Source organism: Paramagnetospirillum marisnigri, from assembly GCF_001650715.1.
Classification (GTDB): Bacteria; Pseudomonadota; Alphaproteobacteria; order Rhodospirillales; family Magnetospirillaceae; genus Phaeospirillum; species Phaeospirillum marisnigri.
Genome location: NZ_LWQT01000047.1, coordinates 16,323 through 37,792 on the forward strand (window position 1 = coordinate 16,323; position 21,470 = coordinate 37,792).

The 21,470-nt window shown below is 63.6% G+C and carries 18 protein-coding genes and 1 pseudogene; 5 read left to right on the top strand and 14 right to left on the bottom strand.

Annotated elements, in window-relative coordinates:
- Nucleotides 1–7: 7 nt before the first annotated feature.
- The 5 genes and pseudogenes from A6A04_RS23590 to A6A04_RS07990 form a co-directional block, all read left to right on the top strand.
- Nucleotides 8–439: pseudogene (locus tag A6A04_RS23590) on the top strand (MCP four helix bundle domain-containing protein); the annotation flags it as partial.
- Between the two features lie 105 nt (nt 440–544).
- Nucleotides 545–4,399 carry a response regulator gene (locus A6A04_RS07975; RefSeq protein ID WP_245651122.1) on the top strand — a complete coding sequence of 1,285 codons (3,855 nt, stop codon included), beginning with the start codon at nt 545–547 and terminating at the stop codon, nt 4,397–4,399.
- Nucleotides 4,396–9,321, top strand: coding sequence for a PAS domain S-box protein (locus A6A04_RS21595; protein WP_082914790.1), 4,926 nt, complete (start codon nt 4,396–4,398; stop codon nt 9,319–9,321). Before A6A04_RS07975 ends, A6A04_RS21595 begins: the two co-directional genes overlap by 4 nt.
- Before the next feature lie 8 nt (nt 9,322–9,329).
- A complete protein-coding gene (locus A6A04_RS07985; protein WP_068491687.1) occupies nt 9,330–9,734 on the top strand; it encodes a response regulator in 405 nt (134 codons plus the stop codon).
- A gap of 13 nt (nt 9,735–9,747) precedes the next feature.
- Nucleotides 9,748–10,902 carry a response regulator gene (locus A6A04_RS07990; protein ID WP_068491688.1) on the top strand — a complete coding sequence of 385 codons (1,155 nt, stop codon included), beginning with the start codon at nt 9,748–9,750 and terminating at the stop codon, nt 10,900–10,902.
- A 70-nt stretch (nt 10,903–10,972) separates the two neighbouring features.
- Here A6A04_RS07990 and A6A04_RS07995 read toward each other — a convergent pair whose 3' ends face one another.
- The 14 genes from A6A04_RS07995 to A6A04_RS08055 form a co-directional block, all read right to left on the bottom strand.
- The gene (locus A6A04_RS07995) at nt 10,973–12,142 is read right to left on the bottom strand and encodes a hypothetical protein (protein WP_245651123.1); all 1,170 of its coding nucleotides are present in this window, start codon (nt 12,140–12,142) and stop codon (nt 10,973–10,975) included.
- Nucleotides 12,139–12,627, bottom strand: a complete 489-nt coding sequence (locus tag A6A04_RS08000) for a nitrous oxide reductase accessory protein NosL (protein WP_068491690.1) — start codon at nt 12,625–12,627, stop codon at nt 12,139–12,141. Before A6A04_RS08000 ends, A6A04_RS07995 begins: the two co-directional genes overlap by 4 nt.
- Before the next feature lie 133 nt (nt 12,628–12,760).
- A complete protein-coding gene (locus tag A6A04_RS08005; RefSeq protein ID WP_068491692.1) occupies nt 12,761–13,360 on the bottom strand; it encodes a nitrous oxide reductase accessory protein NosL in 600 nt (199 codons plus the stop codon).
- Nucleotides 13,361–13,383: 23 nt separating this feature from the next.
- The gene (locus A6A04_RS08010; RefSeq protein ID WP_082914791.1) at nt 13,384–14,073 is read right to left on the bottom strand and encodes a sulfite exporter TauE/SafE family protein; all 690 of its coding nucleotides are present in this window, start codon (nt 14,071–14,073) and stop codon (nt 13,384–13,386) included.
- Nucleotides 14,074–16,485: a heavy metal translocating P-type ATPase gene (locus A6A04_RS08015; protein ID WP_068491694.1), complete on the bottom strand. Its 2,412-nt coding sequence runs from the start codon at nt 16,483–16,485 to the stop codon at nt 14,074–14,076.
- Nucleotides 16,485–17,180 carry a Rieske (2Fe-2S) protein gene (locus A6A04_RS08020; RefSeq protein ID WP_068491696.1) on the bottom strand — a complete coding sequence of 232 codons (696 nt, stop codon included), beginning with the start codon at nt 17,178–17,180 and terminating at the stop codon, nt 16,485–16,487. Before A6A04_RS08020 ends, A6A04_RS08015 begins: the two co-directional genes overlap by 1 nt.
- A 16-nt stretch (nt 17,181–17,196) precedes the next feature.
- Nucleotides 17,197–17,436, bottom strand: a complete 240-nt coding sequence (locus A6A04_RS08025; protein WP_245651124.1) for a hypothetical protein — start codon at nt 17,434–17,436, stop codon at nt 17,197–17,199.
- 40 nt (nt 17,437–17,476) lie between these two features.
- Entirely contained in the window at nt 17,477–17,653 is a 177-nt protein-coding gene (locus A6A04_RS22270; protein WP_156612526.1) for a metal-binding protein, read from the bottom strand.
- Nucleotides 17,650–18,138, bottom strand: coding sequence for a TlpA family protein disulfide reductase (locus tag A6A04_RS08030; RefSeq protein ID WP_068491698.1), 489 nt, complete (start codon nt 18,136–18,138; stop codon nt 17,650–17,652). Before A6A04_RS08030 ends, A6A04_RS22270 begins: the two co-directional genes overlap by 4 nt.
- Nucleotides 18,135–19,172, bottom strand: coding sequence for a hypothetical protein (locus tag A6A04_RS08035; RefSeq protein WP_068491700.1), 1,038 nt, complete (start codon nt 19,170–19,172; stop codon nt 18,135–18,137). The genes A6A04_RS08030 and A6A04_RS08035 overlap by 4 nt, the downstream gene beginning before the upstream one ends.
- Nucleotides 19,169–19,849: an ABC transporter ATP-binding protein gene (locus A6A04_RS08040; RefSeq protein ID WP_068491702.1), complete on the bottom strand. Its 681-nt coding sequence runs from the start codon at nt 19,847–19,849 to the stop codon at nt 19,169–19,171. The genes A6A04_RS08035 and A6A04_RS08040 overlap by 4 nt, the downstream gene beginning before the upstream one ends.
- Nucleotides 19,846–20,979 (bottom strand): ABC transporter permease, encoded by a 1,134-nt coding sequence (locus tag A6A04_RS08045; RefSeq protein WP_068491704.1) that lies wholly within the window; start codon nt 20,977–20,979, stop codon nt 19,846–19,848. Before A6A04_RS08045 ends, A6A04_RS08040 begins: the two co-directional genes overlap by 4 nt.
- Nucleotides 20,976–21,269: a hypothetical protein gene (locus A6A04_RS08050; RefSeq protein WP_068491706.1), complete on the bottom strand. Its 294-nt coding sequence runs from the start codon at nt 21,267–21,269 to the stop codon at nt 20,976–20,978. Before A6A04_RS08050 ends, A6A04_RS08045 begins: the two co-directional genes overlap by 4 nt.
- Nucleotides 21,269–21,457 carry a hypothetical protein gene (locus tag A6A04_RS08055; RefSeq protein ID WP_068491709.1) on the bottom strand — a complete coding sequence of 63 codons (189 nt, stop codon included), beginning with the start codon at nt 21,455–21,457 and terminating at the stop codon, nt 21,269–21,271. The genes A6A04_RS08050 and A6A04_RS08055 overlap by 1 nt, the downstream gene beginning before the upstream one ends.
- Nucleotides 21,458–21,470: the final 13 nt, after the last annotated feature.

The window sequence follows — 21,470 nt, forward strand, 5'->3', positions numbered from 1 at the left end:
CACTTTGATGGTGGGACTGGCCAGCCTCTCAGGGATTCGCACGCTGAGCGCGGCGATACAGCAAACCTATGAGCAGGATCTGCTGGGAATTTCCCATCTTCTGGAAGGGCAGGTAAATCTGACGCGCATGGGGCGTGACTTGCGCTGGATGTCCATGAGTTCGACGGGGAGCGAACGGGCCGCCGCCAGAAAAAGTATCGTCGATGCCGAAGCTTCGCTCCTGCGCAATATGGCCGAGGGGCGCAAGCATATCTTTCGTCGCGAGGTGGAAGAGGCCTTAAGTGCCTTCAATACCGCGTTCTCTAGCTATTCAAAGAGCGTAGAATATGTCATTGCCCTGCTTGATAAGAATGATGCCTTTGCTGATGGTGAGGCAATCAAGTTCCTTGCCAGTCCCGAATACGATGCGGCGATAGTCACGGTAGATCGAGCCCTCAATGCCATTGTAAAGCTAAAGCAAGCAGGTGCCCGGCTGTCTGCCCAGCAAAGCGCGGAGCTTGCGGCTTCCTCCCAATTCATCGCTGTCGGTTTGTTGGCACTCGGCTTGGCGGCAAGTCTCGGCTTCGGATTGCTGATTGGCGCCTCGCTGCGCCAGCCATTGCACGACTTGCGGACCTGCATTGAGGATCTGGCTGCGGGCCGTCTGGATATCGCGATCCCGCACACCGACTATCACAACGAAATCGGCGTCATGGCGAACTCCCTCAGAGTTCTCCAGCGTGGTGCCCAGGCCAACGAACTCCAACGCGGGATCAAGCAGGTGCTGGCGGAGGTCGATCAGGCGGTACAGTCGGCCGCGACCTTCGAGCAATTCGGCGATGCCCTGTCAGCCAAGTTGGCCTCTGTCCTGGGGCTGGTCTACGGGGCGCTGTATGTGGCCGATGCCCAGGGGGCGACATTCCGGCGGGTTGGCGGTTATGGCTGCGACGATTCCATCCATACCGGCAGCTTTGTCTTGGGACAGGGCCTCGTCGGTCAGGCGGCGCAGGACCAAAGACAGATCGCCCTGTCGCTTTCGGAAGACGACTTCGTTGTCGTGTCCATGGGGCTTGGCACCCTGGCGGTGCGCGCCGTGCTGATTTCTCCCATCGTGGATCGTGACAAGGTTCTGGCCGTGCTCGAGGTCGGGGCCTTGGCTCCCTTCGATCGTCGCGGGACAGAGATTGTCAATGCCTTGCTGCCGGTCCTGGCCGCGAAAATACAGATTCTGGCCGGCAATGTGGCCACCCGCGACCTGCTGGTCGAAACCCAGGCTCAGGCCCAGGCGCTGGCGGCTTCGGAACTGCAATTGATCTCCCGGCGCGACGAGTTGGAAAGCGCCCAAGCCTTTCTGTCGCAGTCGGAGGAGCGGACCCGCCTGATCCTCGGTTCGGTCAATGAGGGGATCTGGGGACTCGACGGCCAAGGCCTGACCACCTTCGTCAACCCGGCGGCGGCGGCCATGCTGGGATATTCGGAAGCCGAACTGATCGGCAAGCCCATGCATGCCCTGGTCCATTACGCCCGCCCGGACGGATCGACCTATCCCATCGAGCAGTGCCACATGTATCTGTCCGCCCAGGATGGGCAGGTCCGCAAGGTGGCCGACGAGGTCTTGTGGCGCAAGGACGGGACCTCCTTCCCGGTGGAATACGACACGACGCCCATTTTCAAGGACGGGGCACTGGTCGGCACGGTGATCGTGTTCCGCGACATCTCCGAGCGCAAGCAGGCCGAGGAGAAGCTGCGCCTTGCCAACTTCCTCAGCGATCAGGCGCTCGACCTCTCCCAGGCTGGGTATTGGCATATCCCGCTCAATACCGGCGACGAGTACTACAACTCGTCGGAACGCGCCGCGGCGATCTTTGGCGATCCACCGCGCGCGGACTGGCGCTATCACCTGATGAACGAGTGGTTCGCCAATGTGGAGGCCGGTGACAAGACCGCCGCCGAGGCGACGCTGAAAAACTACGCTGCCGCCCTCGACGGCAGCGCCCCGCGCTACGATGCGACCTACGCCTATAAGCGCCCGGTGGATGGAAGGGTTGTGTGGATTCACGCCATGGGACATGTGGTCCGCGATGCCTCCGGCACGCCGACCGACATGTACGGCGTGACCATGGATATCACGACGAGCAAAATGGCCGAGGACGCCGTGCGCGAGGCCAAGGAAGTCGCGGAACAGGCGACCAAGGCGAAGTCGGACTTCCTGGCCAATATGAGCCACGAAATCCGCACGCCCATGAACGCCATCATCGGCATGAGCCATCTGGCGCTGCAAACCGAGTTGAATACCAAGCAGCGCAATTACATCGAGAAGGTGGATTCCGCCGCCAAGAATCTTCTGGGGATCATCAACGACATCCTCGACTTCTCGAAGATCGAAGCCGGCAAGATGCAGTTCGAGCGGGTGGACTTCTATCTCGAAGACGTCATGGAGCACCTGGCCGACCTGTCGGTGATAAAAGCCCAGGACAAGGGGCTGGAGCTGTTGTTCGATGTGGGAACCGATGTTCCCACCGCCCTGGTCGGTGACCCGCTGCGCTTGGGCCAAGTGATCATCAATCTGGTCAACAACGCCATCAAGTTCACCGAGAAGGGCGAGATCACCGTCGGAATCCACAAACTTGCCGACGAGCCTGATGGCGTGCGGCTGCGCTTTGATGTCAAGGATACCGGTATCGGTCTGACCGAGGAGCAGCGCAACAAGCTGTTCAGCGCCTTCTCCCAGGCCGACGCTTCCACCACCCGCAAATACGGCGGTACCGGGCTGGGGCTGACCATCAGCAAGAAGCTGGTGGAAATGATGGATGGTGCCATCGCCGTCGACAGCGAGGCGGGAAAGGGCAGCACATTCCACTTCACCGCCAAGTTCGGTGTCCAGGGCGAGCAGCGACGTCTGTCGGTCAATGCCGAGGACGTCCAGGGTTTGCGCATTCTGGTGGTGGATGACAATGCCAGTGCCCGTGAAATCCTCCAGAATATTCTCGCCTCGCTCCGATTCGATGCCTCGGCGGTCAGCAGCGGAGGCGAAGCCATCGGCGAACTGGAACAGGCCCAACTGGAACGCAAGCCCTATGGTTTGGTGCTGATGGACTGGATGATGCCCGGCATGGACGGGGTGGAGACCATCAAGCGCATTCGTTCCGATACCAAGCTGTCTGAAACCCCCGCCTTTGTCATGGTTACCGCCTATAGCCGCGATGAACTGCTGCAACAGGCCGAGGGTGTCCATATCGACGGCGTCCTGGTCAAGCCGGTCAGTCCGTCCACCTTGCTCGACAGCATTCTAAACGCATTGGGCAAGGAGGTGGCGCAGCGCACCCGCAAGCACGAAAAGCAGGCCAGTTACCAGGATGCCGCCCGAATGGTGAAGGGGGCGCATCTGCTGCTGGTGGAAGACAATGCGGTCAATCAGGAACTGGCGCTGGAGATCCTGCAAGACGCTGGCCTGCGGGTGGACGTGGCCGCCAATGGCGCCGAAGCGGTGGAGAAGGTGGCGGCAAACGCCTATGACGGCGTCTTGATGGATTGCCAGATGCCGGTGATGGACGGCTTCGAGGCCACCCGCAGGATTCGTCAAAATCCGCGCTTCGCCGATCTTGCCATCCTGGCCATGACCGCCAACGCCATGGCGGGCGACAAGGAAAAGTGCATCGAAAGCGGCATGAACGACCATATCGCCAAGCCCATCGACGTGGCGCAGTTGTTCCTGACCCTGGCCCGGTGGATCAAGCCCAAACCGGATATCGCCACGCCCGAAGCTCCCCCGGCCAAGATCCTTGGCGATGATGAACTGCCCCATATTCCCGGCCTGGAATTAAAAGCCGCCCTGGCGCGGGTGGCCGGCAAGACCAAGCTGCTGCGTAAGCTGTTGCTGAGTTTCCGCGACGCCCAGGCCGAGGTGATGGCGCGAATCCGGGCCGCCCATGACAGCGGCGATGCCGAAACCGCCATCCGCGAGGCTCATACCGTCAAGGGTTTGGCGGGCAATATCGGGGCGCCTCGCATGGCCGAACTTGCCGCCACGGTCGAGACCATGCTGAAGAATGGAGAGACGGACGGGCTCGCCGACGCCCTTCTCCTCATGGAGACCGAATTGGCCGATCTGCGGGCGCGTATCGCTGCCGGGTTGGGAGAGGTGGCCGCGGTCAGTGCTCCGGCCGTCGCGGTGGATATGAACGTCCTGGCGGCGGACCTCCGCCGACTGGATGCCTTGCTGGCCGATTCCGATTCCGATGCCGAAGCCGTGGCGGATGGTCTGGCTGACCGGCTGCGGGCATTGGGTCACGGCAAGATCGCCGAGGGGGTCTTGCAGGCGGTCGATGACTGCGACTTCGATGCCGCGCGGGTGCGGTTGAATGAATTGGCGGACGTCCTTCATGTCGCATTGTCGTCAGGAGGGGCGAAACAGTCATGACCATATCCGCCCGCCCCCTCGTCACGTGGTTACTTGCCGTCCTGACATCGCTGATCGCGGCGTTCGGGGCCGTCGAGGTGATGCGCGTCTCCCTTGAACATGGCTACAAGGATGTCTTGGAGACGGAGGTCAGGCGCCGCGCCATCGAGGTTACGGCCCAGACTCTCAACGGTAACATCATGGGGGCGGTGGCTGTCCTGGGGCTGGTCAATCCACCGATCAAAAGTGTTGTAACCGGTGCCGCGCCTCCGGCTGATCCAGTCGTCATGGATGCCCTGCAAGCCATCGGCGGCGCCTACCAGGCCAGCGGCGTGTTCGTGGTGAACGGAAGTGGGATTGTTCGCTCGTCCTGGGATAATTCCGGCAAATCCAGTACGGGCCTGGACATCAAGTTTCGCCCGTATTTTCAAATCGCCATGCAAGGCAAACAGAACATCTATGCCGCCGTCAGCCTCACCACCGGCGAGAGGGCTCTCTATTTCTCAGCCCCCGTCCATGGCGAGGCTTCGGTCCATTCGCCGGTCATCGGAGCGGCGGTGGCCCGGCTTGATCTCGGTCGGGTCGATTCCGTGCTGAAGGCCTGGGCGGGGCCGGCTTTGCTCTTGTCGCCGCAGAATGTGACCTTCGCGAGCAACCGGGGCGATTGGGTGGCCCATGTGGCTGGGCAACGGACACCTCAGCAATTGGAGGCAATCCGGGCGCTCAAGCAGTTTGGCAAGGTCTTCGAAAGCGGAACGCCAGAGGTTCTTCCCTTCGACATCACGACGGATCTGGTCGCCTTTGATGGTCATCGCTACGCCGTCGCCCGTGCGCCGGTGCAGTGGAACGATCCCAATGGCGAATGGGGGCTCGTGCTGCTGGGCGACCTCGCCGAGGTGATGCCCGTCTCCCGGAAGGTCAGTATCGGCGGGGCGACCTGCGTCTTGGTGTTCGGCCTCTGCGCCTTGTTCCTGGCCTGGCGAGGCCGGCTGCATCAGGCCAACAGGGAACGTCTGCGCGCTGAAGAGGAATTGAAGGCCTACACCGGCAAGCTGGAGGTCGATTCCGCAACCAAGTCGTATCTGGCGGAGGTTTCCTCGGCGCTTCACCGGGCTGGTTCCTTGGCGGAGTTCTCCCGGACATTCCTGCAAGACATCGCCCCCCGGATCAATGCCGAGTATGGCGCCTTTTACGTTCTGGATGACGAGAGCCGGATGCTGGTCCCGGTGGGGGGGTATGGCGCTTTACCCCAATCCCTGGAGAAGGTCGCCATCGGCCAAGGGCTGGTCGGCCAATGTGCCAAGACCATGACCACACTCGTTGTTCCCGATTCACCCGAAACCGATATTCGCATTGTCTGGGGGGAGGGCAAGGCAACTCCGAAATCCATCCTGATCCTGCCCATCGTGCAGTCGAACCGCTTGTTGGGTGTGGCCGTCCTGGCGGCGCTGCGATGCTTCGACGCGGATAAGCGTGCGTTGTTGGACGCCATGCTGCCCATGGTGGCGATGAATCTTGAGATTCTGGAACGCAATCTCGGCACCGAGCGTCAGGCCGAGGCCCTGCAACGGCAGCAGGACTATTTGCAGGAAACCGAAGCCTGGTATCGCGGCATCATCGAATCGGCCCCGGATGGCATGCTGGTGGCCGATGAACGCGGGATCATCATTCTCGCCAATCCGAAAATCGACGCCATGTTCGGCTATGAAGCCGGTGCCTTGGTCGGCAGGGCGATCGAGGAGCTGGTTCCAGCTTCCGCCCGTTCTCTCCATGTGGGACAACGCGAAGCTTATACCCTTGGCGGCGCAGCCCGCACCATGGGAGCCTTGAACAAGGAGCTTCGCGGAATCCGCAGCGATGGCGTTGAGTTTCCAGTTGAAGTCGGGCTGTCCCGTTTGCCCGCCCTGGGCGCTCGCGGTCTGTGCGTTTGCGCCTCGGTGCGCGATATCACCGAGCGGAAGCAGAACGAAGCCGCTCTGGCTGCGTTGGAGGAGCGTTCACGCTTGATCCTGACCGCCGTGGGTGACGGGATCGTCGGCATGGATATCGATGGGCGGATCAGCTTCGTCAACCCGGCCGTGCCCGCCATGCTGGGCTATGCCGAGGACGAACTGATCGGCAAGGCGATGCATCCCCTGGTGCACCACACCTATCCCGATGGGCGCGAATTTCCCCGGGCGGAATGTTCCATGTACATGACGTCTCGCGATGGCGAGGCGCGCAAGGTCGATAGCGAGGTTCTGTGGCGAAAGGATGGCGCCGCGATACCGGTGGAATACGCCACGACACCGGTCATCAAGGACGGCAAAATCGTCGGCTCGGTCATCACCTTCCGCGATATCAGCGAGCGCAAGGCCGCCGCCGAGGCGCTGGTGGCCGAGCGCGAGCGGTTGCAGAATATTCTGGACCGCGCTCCGATCGGCATCGCCTTCACCACCAAGGGGCAGATCCGCTTCGCCAATCCCCTGTTCATCGAGACCTTTGGCGCAGGGCCTGGCGACATGGTGCCGCAGCTCTACGTCAATGCCGAGGACCGCGACCTGCTGCTCGCCCGCCTGCAGCGCGAGGGGGTGGTCCTGAACGGCGAAGTCAAGGCATACGACCGCCTCAAACGTGTGCGCGACATGCTGATCACCTATCTGCCCATCCCCTTCGATGGTGAAGACGGCGTCCTCGCCTGGGTTTTGGACATCACCGAGCGCAAGGTCGCCGAGGATTCGATCCGCCAAGCCATGGAGACGGCGAAGGCCGCCTCCCAGGCCAAGGCCGACTTCCTGGCCAATATGAGCCACGAAATCCGGACCCCCATGAACGCCATCATCGGCATGAGCCATCTGGCGTTGAAGACCGACCTCAATCCGCGTCAAAGGGATTACGTCAAGAAGATCCAGCAATCTGGCCAGCACTTGCTGGGCATCATCAACGATATCCTGGATTTCTCCAAGATCGAGGCCGGCAAGCTGGCGGTGGAATCCTCCGAACTGTATCTCGACAAGGTGCTGGAAAATGTCGGCAACCTGATTTCCGACAAGGCCGCCGCCAAGGGGCTGGAACTGTCGTTCCTGGTGGCCCCCGATGTGCCCCACGACTTGATTGGCGATCCCCTCCGGCTGGGGCAGGTTCTGGTCAATTACGGCAATAACGCGGTGAAGTTCACCGAGACGGGCGAGATTGTCGTGGCCGTGTCTTTGGTCGAGGATTTCGGTTCCGAGGTCATGCTGCGCTTCGAGGTCAAGGATACCGGCATCGGCCTGACCGAGGAGCAGATGGGGCGTCTGTTCCAAAGCTTCCAGCAGGCCGACAGTTCGACCACCCGCAAATTTGGCGGCACCGGTCTGGGGCTGGCCATTTCCCGCAAACTATCCGAGTTGATGGGGGGCGAGGTGGGGGTCGAAAGTATTCCCGGCAAGGGCTCGACCTTCTGGTTCACCGCCCGCTTGGGCAAGGGCACGCCGCGCCGCCCCCTGTTGCCCAATCCTGACCTTCGCGGCCGCCGCATGCTGGTGGTCGACGACAACGAGAACGCCCGCACCATCATGGCTGATATGTTGACCGCCATGTCGTTCCAGGTCGATACCGCCGAGTCGGGCAAGGCCGCCATCGACGCGATTCGTGACGCCGTTCTGAGCACACCCTACGACGTGATCTTCATGGACTGGCAGATGGTGGGCATGGACGGCCTGGAGACCATCGACCGGATCAAGGAACTGAGGCTGCCATTCCTGCCGCATTTCATCATGGTGACCGCCTATGGCCGCGAGGAGGTGATGAAGGGGACCGAAGCCCTGGATGTCGGCGAGGTGCTGATCAAGCCGGTGACGCCCTCGGTCTTGTTCGACAGTATCATGCGTGTCTTCAGCGCCGATGCGAAGGGCGAGGTCGTTAATGACGACGCGACCCCCAGCTATGACCTCAGCTCCCTGCGCGGGGCCCTGGTTTTATTGGTGGAGGACAATGACCTCAACCAGCAGGTGGCCTCGGAGCTGCTGAGCGATGCGGGCTTCATCGTGGATATCGCCGAAAACGGCCAGGTTGCGGTGGACAAGGTTCTGGCGACATCCTACGACATCGTCTTGATGGACATGCAGATGCCGGTGATGGACGGCGTTACCGCCACCACCGAAATCCGCAAGCTGGGATTCGCCGATCTTCCCATCGTCGCCATGACCGCCAACGCTATGCAGGTGGATCGGGATCTGTGTTCGGCGGCGGGCATGGACGATTACCTCTCCAAGCCCATTGATTGCGATGCCCTGTTCGCGGCCTTGCTGAAATGGGTTCGCCCCCGCAAGTTTGCCGTTCCACCGGAAGCACCGCCAAAGCCGACCGCCGCCATTGCCATCGATCCCGACGCCCTGGGACGAATCTGCGACCGTCTGTCCGGCCTGCTGGCCGATAGCGATTCCGAAGCCGAAGACCTGATGGAGGCCTATGGCGATCTGCTGAGGGCCGCCTTCCCCGACCGCTACGATACAATCGCGCGCCATATCCGGGATTTCGACTTCGACAAGGCCTTGGTTCGACTGAACGAGGCTGTCGCCGAAAGGATGGGGGCCAGGAACAAGGAACCGATGCGCCCGGCACTTCCCGACATGGACCCCGATATCTTCGACTTCGATGTGCTGGGGCCGATCTATCGTTGGGACGTGGCCAAGCTGCGGGGGGTGCTGAACGGCTTTCTCGGCGATACCCAAGGCAAGGTCAGCGCACTGGAAGCCGCCCAGGCCAAGGGGGATCAGGCAGCGATCAGACAGCTCTCCCACGGCCTCAAGGGCTCGGCCAACACGGCGGGGGCCACCCGGCTTGGCACTCTATCGGCGAATATCGAGGCGATGGTGCTTGACGCTAATACGGAAGCGGTAGACATGTTGGTGCCGCTGTTGGCATCCACCCTCGCCGAACTCCGCGAGTCCCTCGCGCCCTTCCTCACTCCCACCCCATAGGGATCACCATGGCAGAAATCGACTTGAAGCGGCTTAAGGTTCTGCTGATCGATGATGAGTGGTTCGTCCGCTCGACCATCCGCCAGATTCTGATCCAGATCGGCCTCAACAATATCTACGAGGCCGGGGATGTGGAAGCCGCCATCAAGGAAACCATGCGGACCCAGCCCCATCTGGTGCTGTGCGACATCCATATGCCGGGCGATGACGGGCTGGTCTATGTCGCCAAGTTGCGCAAGGCGCCCTTGCCCAATGTGGCGGCCATCCCGGTTGTCATGCTGACCTCGGACAGCACCGAAGAGGCCGTGACCACCGCCAAGAACCTTCATGTGGATGGTTATCTGGTCAAGCCGGTCTCCATCGCCTCGGTCAAGAAGGCGATCGAACGTGCCTTGAAGATCACGTTGCCCTAACGGAGCTCCTCGCATGGACGCCAGCACCTTACCCGAACGGGCCACGATCCTGGTGGTGGACGACACCCCGGACAACCTGAAACTGATGAGCGGTCTGCTCAAGGATCTCTACAGGGTCAAGATCGCCAATAGTGGAGAGAAGGCGCTGTCCATCGCCGCTTCGGAGACACCGCCCGATCTGATCCTGCTCGATATCATGATGCCCGAGATGGACGGCTACGAGGTCTGCGAGCGTCTGAAACGTGACCGCGCCACCCGTGACATTCCCGTCATCTTCCTCACCGCCAAGGCGGAAACCGAGGACGAGGAAAAGGGCCTGAAATGCGGGGCGGTGGACTACATCACCAAGCCCATCAGTCCGCCGGTCGTGTTGGCGCGGGTGGAAACACACCTGAAGCTCAAGGCCAGCGCCGACTTTCTGCGCGACAAGTCCGCCTTCCTCGAACAGGAAGTCCAGAAGCGGACCCGTGAACTGGCGGCGATCCAGGACGTCACCATCCTGGCCATGGCCTCCCTGGCGGAAACCCGAGATTCGGACACCGGCAACCATATTCGCCGCACCCAGTTCTACGTCAAGGCGCTGGCTGAACGGCTGAGGACCCATCCCCGCTTCGCCGCCGACCTCGACGATTCCACCATCACCCTGCTGTTCAAGTCGGCGCCGTTGCACGACATCGGCAAGGTCGGCATTCCGGATCGCATCTTGTTGAAGCCCGGTCGCTTCGAGCCTCATGAATTCGAGATCATGAAGACCCACACCACCCTGGGGCGCAAGGCTATCGAGCATGCCGAACAGTCGCTGGGCATGTCGGTGGACTTCCTGACCTGCGCCAAGGAAATCGCCCAATGGCATCAGGAGAAGTGGGATGGCAGCGGCTATCCCGATGGCATCGGCGGTGATGATATCCCGGTCGCGGCCCGGCTGATGGCGGTGGCCGATGTCTATGACGCCCTGATCAGCCGCCGCGTCTACAAGGATGGCATGCCCCACGAAAAGGCCGTGCAGATCATCCAGGCGGGCAAGGGCTCGCATTTCGACCCGGACATGGTCGATGCCTTCATGGAGATTCAGGACGAGTTCCGCGCCATCGCGGCCAAGTATGCGGATTCCGACATGGATTTGGCGAAGAAGAAGGAGTTTCTCGACCAAGCCGGTGGAGCTCAATGAGTCACCAATATGGTGCCGTGTCGGTGTTTAGAGCCCATTGCGATTCGGTTGATGCACCCTGCCGGGCTTGTCAGGCCGCGAAGACCGGCGCGAAGCCACCGCCCAATGTGCGGAAATTGGTGGTCTGGCCCTGGTACAGCCGGGCCGCCAGTTGCGCGACCTCGCCCCGCCAGGCATTGGCGCGGATGTCCAGCTTCAGGGAGGTTTCGGCGTGATCCAGGTGGATCCGTGACGGCGGAACATAGCGCTGGGCCACGTAGGGGCTGGCCAGGATGGTCGCCCAGGTGCTCCGCGACAGCTTCTCGCCGCGATAGGCGGCCTTGCCCGCATGCCCCCGGACGGGCTTGAAGAACCAGTCGCGCCGCCGGTCCCACAGGGCTTCCTCATCCTGCGCCCTCACCAAGACAGTGGGAGGGACAACCCGCGCCACCGAACGCGCCAGATCGGGGGCCACTCCCAGTCCGGTCAGGGCATCGGGATCGCAAAGCAACGTCATGGCACGCTTGTCGGAATACTGGAAATGGGCGCGGGGACCGGGAGTCAACACCGTCTCGCCGCTCCGCCACGCCTGGGCCAAGGCGGCATGTCCGGGCGCCTCCAGGGCGAAATCCACCAGCCGGTTATAGACCAGATCACTCGATCCGGGAGCGAAGGCGGCGGCATCTTGCACCTCGGCCCGGATGCCCGCCCTCTCGAACAGGCGGCGGTACAACTGGAACTCGGGCCACAGATATTGGGCCGGCGGATCGTCATCCACCACCGCCACCGAGGCCAGAGGCCGATCCGGGCGCTGCTGGCGCCATTCCTGGTGAAAGGCGGCCAGGATCGTGCCTTCAATCTCGGTGGGCGGCGCCAATCTCGGATCAAGGGCGGTCAGGGCGCGTCCTTGCACCGCCACCGCCAGCATGCCGCCAGGATTGGTATTGATCTCGATCAGCCGGGGGCCATCGGCCTCCAGATGGAAGTCGAATCCGAGGATCCACTCCCCGGCTCCGGGATCGGCCAAGCCCTCGCCCCCCGCCAGGACCAGCACCGCCGCCGCCACGGCCGGGTGGCGCAGGACGGCATAAAGGTCGCGCACGGCGCGGCGCACTGCCTCCTCCTGCTCGCGGGACAGCAAGAGGGCGCAAGGCGACAAAAGGCCGTGGCGTTGGCGCAGGGCACCGCTCAGGCCCGGCTCGGCCAGATCGGTTTCGATGGCCGCCCAAAGATCATCCTCGGCGAAGGAAATCGCCCTCACTTCACCCCGCCCTTGTCGAGGCCGTTGAGCAATTCGGCGCCGACTTGATCGAAGGTCAGGATGCGCTTGCCCTTGTGGTCGGCCATGAATTCCTCGGCATCCTGGCGAGAGGCCAGCGGCACCAGTTCATGGCCCATGGGACCCAGCACGTCCGAGCCCACCACGAAGAAGGCGGAGCGGGCGTCCATGGTCTTGACGGCGTAATAGTCGGTGACCGCCACCGTGACGATATCGGCTTCGGAATGGCCGGAATCGTAGCGCTTCACCTCGCGCAGGAACTTGAACAGATCCTTGGCGCCGTCGAAATAGTGGGTATGGCCGTCCTTGAGCACCACGACCGCCACCCATTCCGGATATTTGGCCACGAACATGCCGCAGACTGGACAGACGCTGTTGGGGCCGGGCGGCGCCACCACCACCTCGCCCGCTTGGGCGGGGGCGGCCAGCAGGAACAGGATCAACAGCAAGGTGGTGACCAGACGCATGACGAATCCTCCGAGTACAGACTGTCATTCCGAGCATTGCGAGGAATCCCCGCCTGCTCCAACGGTTCCGGTTCGGCACTGCCAGTGCCGACGGAGATCCCTCGCCAAGGCTCGGGATGACAGGTTTGGGCCCTCAGCCCTTGTGCTGCATCTCGCCCATCATCTTGCGGCGCTTTTCGTCGCGCTTCATGCGGATCATCATGGTGTCCTCGGCCATGCCCATATAGGTGGCCATCAGCGCCTTGTTGAAATCCGCGATTTCGCCGTCGCCCTTGGCGGCCTCGGCGGCCACCTTGGAGGCGAAGGAGGTCTTGGCCTTCTTGCTCATGACATTGCGGTGGGCGCCACCGATGACATAGGTGGCGGCCTCGGCATTGGTCAGCGGCTTGAGGGCCTCGCCCGAACCGTTGTCGGGGGCGTAGATGGCCTTGGGCATCCGGTCGAGATTGAGCGACAGCGAAATGGCGGCGCAGTGCAGCGAACAGGTCCCGTCCACCAGATCATCCGAGTAATGGATCAGGTGGCGGCTGAAATGGTATTCCTTACGGTCCATGCCGCAATAGGGACACTTGGGATACTTGGTCATGTCATCCACCAGCGGGGTGGGGTCCTTGGGCTTCTTGGGCATGAATTGCATGGGGGTGCCGTCGCCCTCGGCGGCGAAGGCGGGAACGGCCACGGTGGCGGCCAGGCCCAATGTGCTACCGGCGGCCAGGAATTGACGACGCTTCATCTCTCTCTCTCCTCTTGTTGAACTCACCAGTTGGCCAGGTTCTTCATGACCCAGAAGAATCTCAGCCCCTGCATGAGGGTGGCGACGCCGAGCGCGATCACCACCAACGCGGCCGCTTTCAGCAGCCAGCCCCGCGCCTGCGCCCCTAGGCGCCCCAGCACGAAACTCACGAACAGCATGGAGGGCAGGGTGCCCAGCCCGAAGGCCAGCATCAGCAGGCCGCCTTGCCAGACCTGCGGCGCGGCACTCGCCTTGACCGCCACGGCCAGGGTAAGCGCGCAGGGCATCAGCCCGTTCATCAGACCGGCCATGGCGGCGCCCCGCACCGGTCCCTTGGAGACGGCGGCGAAGTAGTATTTGCCGAAGACGGCCATGGGGATGCCGATCAGCGGCAGCCGCCGGGGCAGCAGCCCCAAGATGTCGAGGCCCAGCAAGATGACGATCAATCCGGCGACAATCTGAAGGATGCCCTGGACCTTGCCGACGATGCCGGTGGACACCAAGGCAAGGCCCAGCGCCGCCGCGACGAAGCCCACCAGCACATAGATTGCGACCCGCGACCCGTGATAGGCCATGGCCGGAACCGCACCCTTGCCCGCTTCACCCATGCGGACGAAGCAGGCCGAGACCAGCGAGCCGCACATGCCGACGCAATGGCCGCTCCCTAGGATGCCGGCCATGAAGGCGAGCGTGTAGTCGATCTCGACGTCCACTTAACGGTCCTTCTGCAGCCGCAGCGAGTTGGTCACCACCGAGACCGAGGACAGCGCCATGGCCGAGGACGCCACCATGGGGCTGAGTTCGCCGAGCGCCGCACCGGGAATGGCGATGGTGTTGTAGCCCATGGCCCAGACCAGGTTCTGGCGGATGATGCGCATGGTCTTGCGCGACAGTTCGATCATCTCGGCCACCTTGGCGATATCGCCATTGACCAGGGTGACCGGCGCCGCCTCGATGGCCACATCGGTGCCGGTGCCGATGGCGAAGCCCACATCGGCGGCGGCCAAGGCGGGCGCGTCGTTGATGCCATCGCCGATCATGCCCACCGATTCGCCCGCCGCCCGCAACTCGGCGACGATCTCCTGCTTGCGGGCAGGCGAGGCCTGGGCCACCACCTCGGGAATGCCCACTTCGGCGGCGATAGGATGCGCCGCCGCCGCCACGTCGCCGGTGACCATGATGGTGCGGATGCCCAAATCGTGCAGACGGGCGATGGCCGCGGCCGAAGTGGGACGGGGCCGGTCCGAGATGCCGAACAGGGCGGCGAAGGTCCCGTCGATGGCGGCCAGGACCGGAGTCTGGCCGTCGAGGGACGGAACCTGGACCGCCACGCCTTCTTCCGCCAGATAGGACGCGCTGCCCACCAGCACCACATGCCTGCCGATGCGGGCGCGAATACCGCGTCCAATTTCCGCCGAAAAATCATCGACCGGCTGGGGCTCGATCCCGCGCGAGCGGGCGTAATCCACCACCGAGCGAGCCAGATGATGCTCGGACCCCGCCTCGGCGGCGGCGACCAGGGCAAGAACATCGTTGGCGTCGAAGTCGGGCTGGGAAACGAAATGAGACACCACCGGACGGCCTTCGGTCACCGTCCCGGTCTTGTCGAACACCAGGACGGTCAAGCCCGAGGCGGTTTCCAACGCCTCGCCATTGCGGATATAGATCCCCCGCCGTGCCGCTTGGCCCGTGGCGGCCATGATGGCGGTGGGCGTGGCGAGCCCCAGGGCGCAGGGACAGGCGATCAGCAGCACTGAGACGGCATTGCCCAAGGCGGTGGAGACCCTTGCCCCCCCCGCCAGCCAGGTGGCGAAGGTCACGCCCGCCACCGCCACCACACCCGGCACGAACACCGCCGACACCCGGTCGGCCATGCGCTGCACCGGCAGCTTGGTGGCCTGGGCGTGATCGACCATGCGCACAATGCCGGCCAGAACCGTATCCTGGCCCACGGCACTGGCGCGCATGCGGAAGCTTCCCGCCCCGTTGATGCAGCCGCCGATCACCGAATCGCCCGGTCCCTTGACCACCGGCATGCTTTCGCCGGTGACCATGGACTCGTCCAAGGTGGTGCGGCCGCCCACGACGGAACCGTCCACCGGCACCCGCTCGCCGGGGCGCACCACCAGGATGTCGCCGACGACGAGGTCATCGACCGGAACCACCACCTCGATCTCGCCGCGAATGACCGTGGCGGTGGGCGGTTGCAGGTCGAGCAGGCGGCGGATGGCATCGCCCGCCTTGCCCTTGGCGCGTTCCTCCAGCCAGCGGCCCAGCAGCACGAAGGACACGATGCCCGCCGCCGCCTCGAAATAGAGGTGATGCTTTCCTGCCAGCATGGAGCTCACCGAATGGCCATAGGCCGATCCGGCCCCCAGCGCGATCAGGGTATCCATGTTGGCGGTGCGGTTCCTGGCCAGCTTGACGGCGCGGGTGAAGAATTGACGCCCCGCCCCCAGCACCACCGGGGTCGTCAGCGCGAATTCCACCAGATGCCACAGCCGGGAGCGCGGCATGGCCATGCCGATGACCATTACCGGCAGGCTGAGCAGGCAGGCCGAAATGGCCCGGCGCTTGGCATCTCGCTCATGCTGGCGCTCGCGCTCGACGATCAGGCGGCGCTGGCTGAGTGTATCCATGGGCCGCGCCTCGTAGCCCAGGGCATTGACGCGGGCCTCCAGGGCCGGGCGGTCCAGACTGCCCACCACCGTGGCGGTGCCGGTGGCGTAATTGACGCTGGCGGACCGGATGGCGGGGTCGCGGTTGAGACTCATCTGGATCAGGGCGGCGCAAGACGCGCAGGTCATGCCCTCCACCGCCACCGAGACCTCGGCCAGTTCTGAGCCGTCGAGGACTGGCGATGGGAGAGGGGGCTGTTTCGGCGCGCGGGCCAGGTTGCCGGCCACGGTATCGAGCAGCCGCAGCAGGGTGTCCGTCGGCAGTTGGCGAGGGTCGAACCGCACCGCCAGCGAGGCCAGGGCGGGGACCACCCGTACCTCGCGGATGGCGGCGTGCTTGCGCAGCAGGATTTCCAGCAGGCACAGCCGTTCGGTCTCGCCCTTCAGGGCCGGGACCAGCACCCGGACCCGGCGCCGCAACCGGTGGACGACCTGGATGGCCTCCATCACTTCGCCACCTTCTTCGGCAATGCGCCCTTGCGATAGCGCACCAGCAGGAAGGTGAGATAGACCACGGTCAGCCACTGGTAGCGATGGGTCCAGGGCTTGGGCAGCCATTGGCCGATGATGCGGTCCCAGTGCTGGCGGATGAGATAGAAAGCCACCAGATCGTTGCAGAAATGGATCAGCCATTCCTGGACGTCGACGCCGCCGGGCACCGGCTTGCCGGTCTTGATGGCGACGATCTTGGAAACCACGTCGATCTTGGCCTTGAGATCGTCATAGCGGCTGCGAACCGCCTGGACCGGAGCGCTGGCCTTGATCCGCTCCAGCCAGCCCGGCGGCACCACCTCACCCTCGATCACCATGGGAACCGAGGGCGGTGGCGCGGCAACATCCATGTCCACGGCATCGACCACCAGGGCGGCCAAGGCCTTGGCGATGTCGGCAAGGCCGCAAACATCCTCCATATAGCGGATGGACAGCTTGCCCGCGCCAAGGAAGACATGAACGCGGTAGACGCCTTCGATCCGCCCCAGGCCGCTTTCCAGGACCAGGGCTGCCCCAGGTGTGCGAAGGGCATCGGGCAGATCGAAGCGGATATGGCCGTCCGAGCGATACCGCACGGCCATCGCCTGCCATAGCGCCTTGGCGCGGGCCTCGCGGGCGGCCTTGGCCGCCTTCCCCCTTATGGCGATCATGGCGGACTCTCCCCCGCTATTCCTTGGCCTTGGCTTCCTCGGCCTCGCGGGTCTCCTCGACCAGATCGGCCAGGTTTTCCTTGGCGTTCAGCACCATGTCCTTGCCCATGTCACTGGCCTTGGCCACGGCGGCGGTGATCTCCTTGCGGTATTTGTAGCCGTAATAGCCGATGGCGATTCCCGCCCCCAGCATCACCACCGGGTTGAGCAGCAAACGACCCAACAGACTCCGTCCCGCAACATATCCGACAGCCATGACAGCCCCCTTTCCAAGTTCATGTCCAAGATGGTTGGTTTCATTGGTCATCATTTTTGTTCCCCTTGTCCTTGGTGGCGGCGTCCGGGTTCAACATCACCCAGATGCCCCGACAGCCTTCACAACAGAAGGCGAGTTCCTTTTTCCCGGTCTTCAAGTGTAGGCCGTCGTTGAGGACCGGCAGACCGCAAAGGTCGCAGGTCTCCGCCTCGCTCATAGCAATTCCTCCAGCTTGCGCCGGAAGGTGGCCTCGTCGGTCTCGCCCAGGATGCGGCCCTTGATCCTGCCATCACGCCCCACGAACAGGGTCATGGGCAGGCCGGTGACGCCGTATTGGCGGGTGACCTTGGAGCCGGGGTCCAGCAGCACCGGATAGGTGACGCCCAGTTTGGCGATGAAGGCGTCGATGTCGCCCTTGTCCTGTCCGGCATTGATGGCCAGAACCTCGAACCCCTTGTCGCGGGACTGGCTCCAGACCGCCTGGATCATCTTCATCTCGTCCTTGCAGAACGGGCACCACGTCGCCCAGAAGCGCAGAACCACCACCTTGCCGGACAGTTGGGCGGGATAATCCACCGCCGCTCCGTCCATGGCCGTCAGTTTGAATGGCGGCGGCGCATCGCCCACATGGGGGGCCTTGCCCCCCTCCTCGCCACACCCGGCCAGCAGCAGCAGGATGGCCAACAGGCGGATCACTCTCATGGCTGGCCTCCGGGCAGAAAGAACAAGAGCCGTTCGGGCTCGATCAGGATCAGGTGCGAGCGCCAGATCAGCCAGACCGTCACCGCCCCGAACAGGCCGAATCCGGCCATGGACGAGCCGACGCAACGCCGCATGATCCGAGGCGCCGCCTCGGCCAGACTCTGGATGCGGGCGGCGGGCTGGGCGATGCCTCCCCCCAGCCCCAGGGCGGCGGCGGCGAAGAGCGGCAAATAGAGGGCATAGCCCACATGGCCGTACTCGCCCTTCAGGATGCAGAACGGGCAATGATGGTGCGGCAGCTCATAGACATAGACCGAGATGGCCGCCACCACCGCCTCCATGGCCATGGCGAAGGCGACCAGGGAGAGAAGGGCGAAGACCACCGCTCCCTTACCGGTGGCCAGGGCCCGGCGCCCAGCCACCATCACCAGCCCCAATGCCGCCACCAACCCGGCCAGCGAGGCTTCCGGCGCGATGGCCGCCAGCTTGTCGGAGGTGACCTGGGTCGCCCCGGAAAACAGGGTCGAGCAGCACGACGCGATCACATCGGCACGCAGGCCCAGGAAATAGGCCAGTTGCACGCCTGCCGCCACCGCCATCAGCGGTGCCAGGATCATCAACGCGCCATACTTCACCCGCACCAGGGGATAGTCGAAGCCGCGCGAGTCCACATGGTTCAGCACCAGCCAGGCGCTGGCGGCGAAGAAGACGATGATCTTGAGATAGAGGGTGGGAAAGCCGAACTCGTTGACGTTGAGCGTGCCCACCGCGCACATGGCGCCGACGAACAGCGAGGACATGCGATCGGCGTTGAAGACGAACAGGATCAGTGACGCCAGTTCGGACAGCAGCACCACCACCAGCAGGGTGGAGACCAGATAGGTGCGCTTTTCCATCTCCAATTGGGATTCCGAGCCGCTGGCGGTGTCCCAAAAGCGCAGCACCCGCACCGCGAACGGCAGCGAGGCGGTCACCATCATGGTGCCGACCAGGGAGGCCAGCAGCAGGGCGATGATGGCCGGTTGGAAGATCATGCGCCGCTGTCCACCAATTGGCCATCATGAAGCGTGACCACATGGTCCACCACGGCGGTGTCGCAGACCAGTGGGTCATGGCTGGTCATCAGCACTGTCTTGCCCGATGCCTTCAGGGTCTCGACGATGCCGAGGAACTGTCTGGAGCGCTCGCTGTCCAGATTGGCGGTGGGTTCGTCGGCGATCACCACCTCGGGGTCGTTGATCAGGGCGCGGGCGATGGCTACCCGCTGGGCTTCGCCGCCCGACAGCCATTCGGCCATGGACTGGGCCTTGGCGCCGATGTCGAGGCTTTCCATCAAGCCATGGGCGCGGCGGCTCAGGTCCTTGCGGTCATGCCCAAGGGGATAGGCCGGGATCATGACGTTCTCCAGGGCGCTGATCCCCTTCAGCAGGTTGAACTGCTGGAACACGAAGCCGAAGGTCGAGCGGCGGATATCGGTGAGGAACCGCTCGGGCAGGCCGGAAATATCGCGGTCCTTAAGCCGCACCCGGCCCGAGGTCGGCCGCGCCAGACAGCCCACCAGGGTCAGCAGCGTGGTCTTGCCCGAACCCGATGGGCCCCGGAACACCGTCACCTTCCCCGCCGGGACCGACAGGTCGATTCCCTTCAAGGCCCAGAACTCGTTGGCCTTGCCCTGGTTGAAGGCCTTCCTCACATCGCTGAGATGGATCATCGCATCACCGTATCGGGATCGACGATCGCCGCCCGCCAGATGGGCACCACCGTGGCGATGGTGTAGGGAAACACCGTGAAGAAGAACAGGGTCGCCACCTGCAACTCATCGACAAAGGGTGTCAGCTTGTATTTCGGATACAGCACCGCCCAGCCCTTCAGCACCGGCTCGAAAAGCCCGGCGCCGAAGTGGAAGACATGGGCATAGGCCAGCAGATAGCCGACCAGAAAGGCCGACAGCGACACCACCAGGCCTTCCAGCATCTTCAGGCGGATGACGTCGCCGGTCTCCCAGCCCACCGCCTTCAGGATGCCGATTTCGCGCCGCTCCTCCGCAGACAGGCCCGAAGCCTTCTCCCAGGAGAAGATGGCGAAGGCCAGGATGGAACCCGCCAACAAGACCAGCAGCATGCCCTCGCGCCAGTCGAACACCGACTCATAGGTGCGCAGTATCTCGTCGCGCAGGATGATGCGGGTGTCCGGCAGGGCGGCGTCGATCTTCTCGGCGATCTTGATGACCTCGCGCGGATTGCGCACGGATACGGCCAGATCGGTGAACAGGCCCGGCGCGATACCGAACAGACGGCGGAAATCCTCCTCGGCCACCAGGAACAGATCGGCCGACACCAGGGCCGAGTCCCGCGAGATGGTGTGATCCACCTTGAACTGAACCAGGGAACCGTCATGGGCGCGGAAGCTCATCAGGTCACCGGGGTCGGCGCTGCGGGCCCGCACCACCCCGTCCCCGATCACCACCTTGCCCGGCTCGATGCGGGGATTGGTCGGCACCATCAAGGTGTAATTGGCCACGGCGGCGGGATCGAACAGATAGCCCCACAGCCGCCCTTCCGCCGATTGCACGCCCCGGATACCCTTGATGGCGTCGAGATGGCGGGCGGGAATCAGATCGTGACGCCCCGCCACCATGCGCTGGACCAGCACTTCCGGGCTCTTGGCCAGGACGGTGGCGGCTTCCCGCCGGATGGCGTGGGAGAACAGCATCACCGAAGCCAGCAGGAAAACGATACTGGTGTAGACCGCCAGCATGCCCAGGGTCTTGCCCCGTCGCCGCGACAGCGACGACAGGCTGAAATCCAGCAGGTTGCGCTGCTTGTTGAGCCATAGTCTCATGGCCGTCCCTTCCAAATGGGCGGCGGCAGCAACGACCCCGAGGGAAAGTGATCCATGGCGAAGGGATGATCCTGGAAGGCGGAATGCAGATCGGCCTGGCTGGGATGGCGGGTGTAGCGGGCCTCGGTGAACAGCACCAGATCGGTCAGACCCAATTGCTCCACCATATCCGCCTTGGCCGCCAAGCTCTGCTGCGCCGCGCCGACACCGCGCACGGCATCGGCGAAGCTGGCGCCGAGCAGGCCCAGTAACGCCACGGTGAAAGTCAAAAAGGCGTCGGATCGGCGCATCAGACTCGGGCCGCCGCCTTCATCAGCACGACGCGGAGCGCGCCGGTCAGGCTGGGCCCGACCCCAAGGCTCTGCGACAGGGCGGGAACCAGAATCAAGGACGCAACGGTCAGGCCGGTGCCCAAGACCAGTGATCCCAGGCCGACCTCATTGGTCTTGGCCGTGCTTTTGACGGTGGAAACGCTCATGTCTCGTCCTCCA

What these genes read in the sequence shown, in the direction of transcription:
- A6A04_RS21595 (WP_082914790.1), top strand. Translation starts at nt 4,396, where the DNA reads ATGACCATATCCGCCCGCCCCCTCGTCACGTGGTTACTTGCCGTCCTG.
- A6A04_RS07985 (WP_068491687.1), top strand. Translation starts at nt 9,330, where the DNA reads ATGGCAGAAATCGACTTGAAGCGGCTTAAGGTTCTGCTGATCGATGAT.
- A6A04_RS07990 (WP_068491688.1), top strand. Translation starts at nt 9,748, where the DNA reads ATGGACGCCAGCACCTTACCCGAACGGGCCACGATCCTGGTGGTGGAC.
- A6A04_RS08000 (WP_068491690.1), bottom strand. Translation starts at nt 12,627, where the DNA reads ATGCGTCTGGTCACCACCTTGCTGTTGATCCTGTTCCTGCTGGCCGCC.
- A6A04_RS08005 (WP_068491692.1), bottom strand. Translation starts at nt 13,360, where the DNA reads ATGAAGCGTCGTCAATTCCTGGCCGCCGGTAGCACATTGGGCCTGGCC.
- A6A04_RS08015 (WP_068491694.1), bottom strand. Translation starts at nt 16,485, where the DNA reads ATGGAGGCCATCCAGGTCGTCCACCGGTTGCGGCGCCGGGTCCGGGTG.
- A6A04_RS08020 (WP_068491696.1), bottom strand. Translation starts at nt 17,180, where the DNA reads ATGATCGCCATAAGGGGGAAGGCGGCCAAGGCCGCCCGCGAGGCCCGC.
- A6A04_RS08025 (WP_245651124.1), bottom strand. Translation starts at nt 17,436, where the DNA reads ATGGCTGTCGGATATGTTGCGGGACGGAGTCTGTTGGGTCGTTTGCTG.
- A6A04_RS22270 (WP_156612526.1), bottom strand. Translation starts at nt 17,653, where the DNA reads ATGAGCGAGGCGGAGACCTGCGACCTTTGCGGTCTGCCGGTCCTCAAC.
- A6A04_RS08030 (WP_068491698.1), bottom strand. Translation starts at nt 18,138, where the DNA reads ATGAGAGTGATCCGCCTGTTGGCCATCCTGCTGCTGCTGGCCGGGTGT.
- A6A04_RS08035 (WP_068491700.1), bottom strand. Translation starts at nt 19,172, where the DNA reads ATGATCTTCCAACCGGCCATCATCGCCCTGCTGCTGGCCTCCCTGGTC.
- A6A04_RS08040 (WP_068491702.1), bottom strand. Translation starts at nt 19,849, where the DNA reads ATGATCCATCTCAGCGATGTGAGGAAGGCCTTCAACCAGGGCAAGGCC.
- A6A04_RS08045 (WP_068491704.1), bottom strand. Translation starts at nt 20,979, where the DNA reads ATGAGACTATGGCTCAACAAGCAGCGCAACCTGCTGGATTTCAGCCTG.
- A6A04_RS08050 (WP_068491706.1), bottom strand. Translation starts at nt 21,269, where the DNA reads ATGCGCCGATCCGACGCCTTTTTGACTTTCACCGTGGCGTTACTGGGC.
- A6A04_RS08055 (WP_068491709.1), bottom strand. Translation starts at nt 21,457, where the DNA reads ATGAGCGTTTCCACCGTCAAAAGCACGGCCAAGACCAATGAGGTCGGC.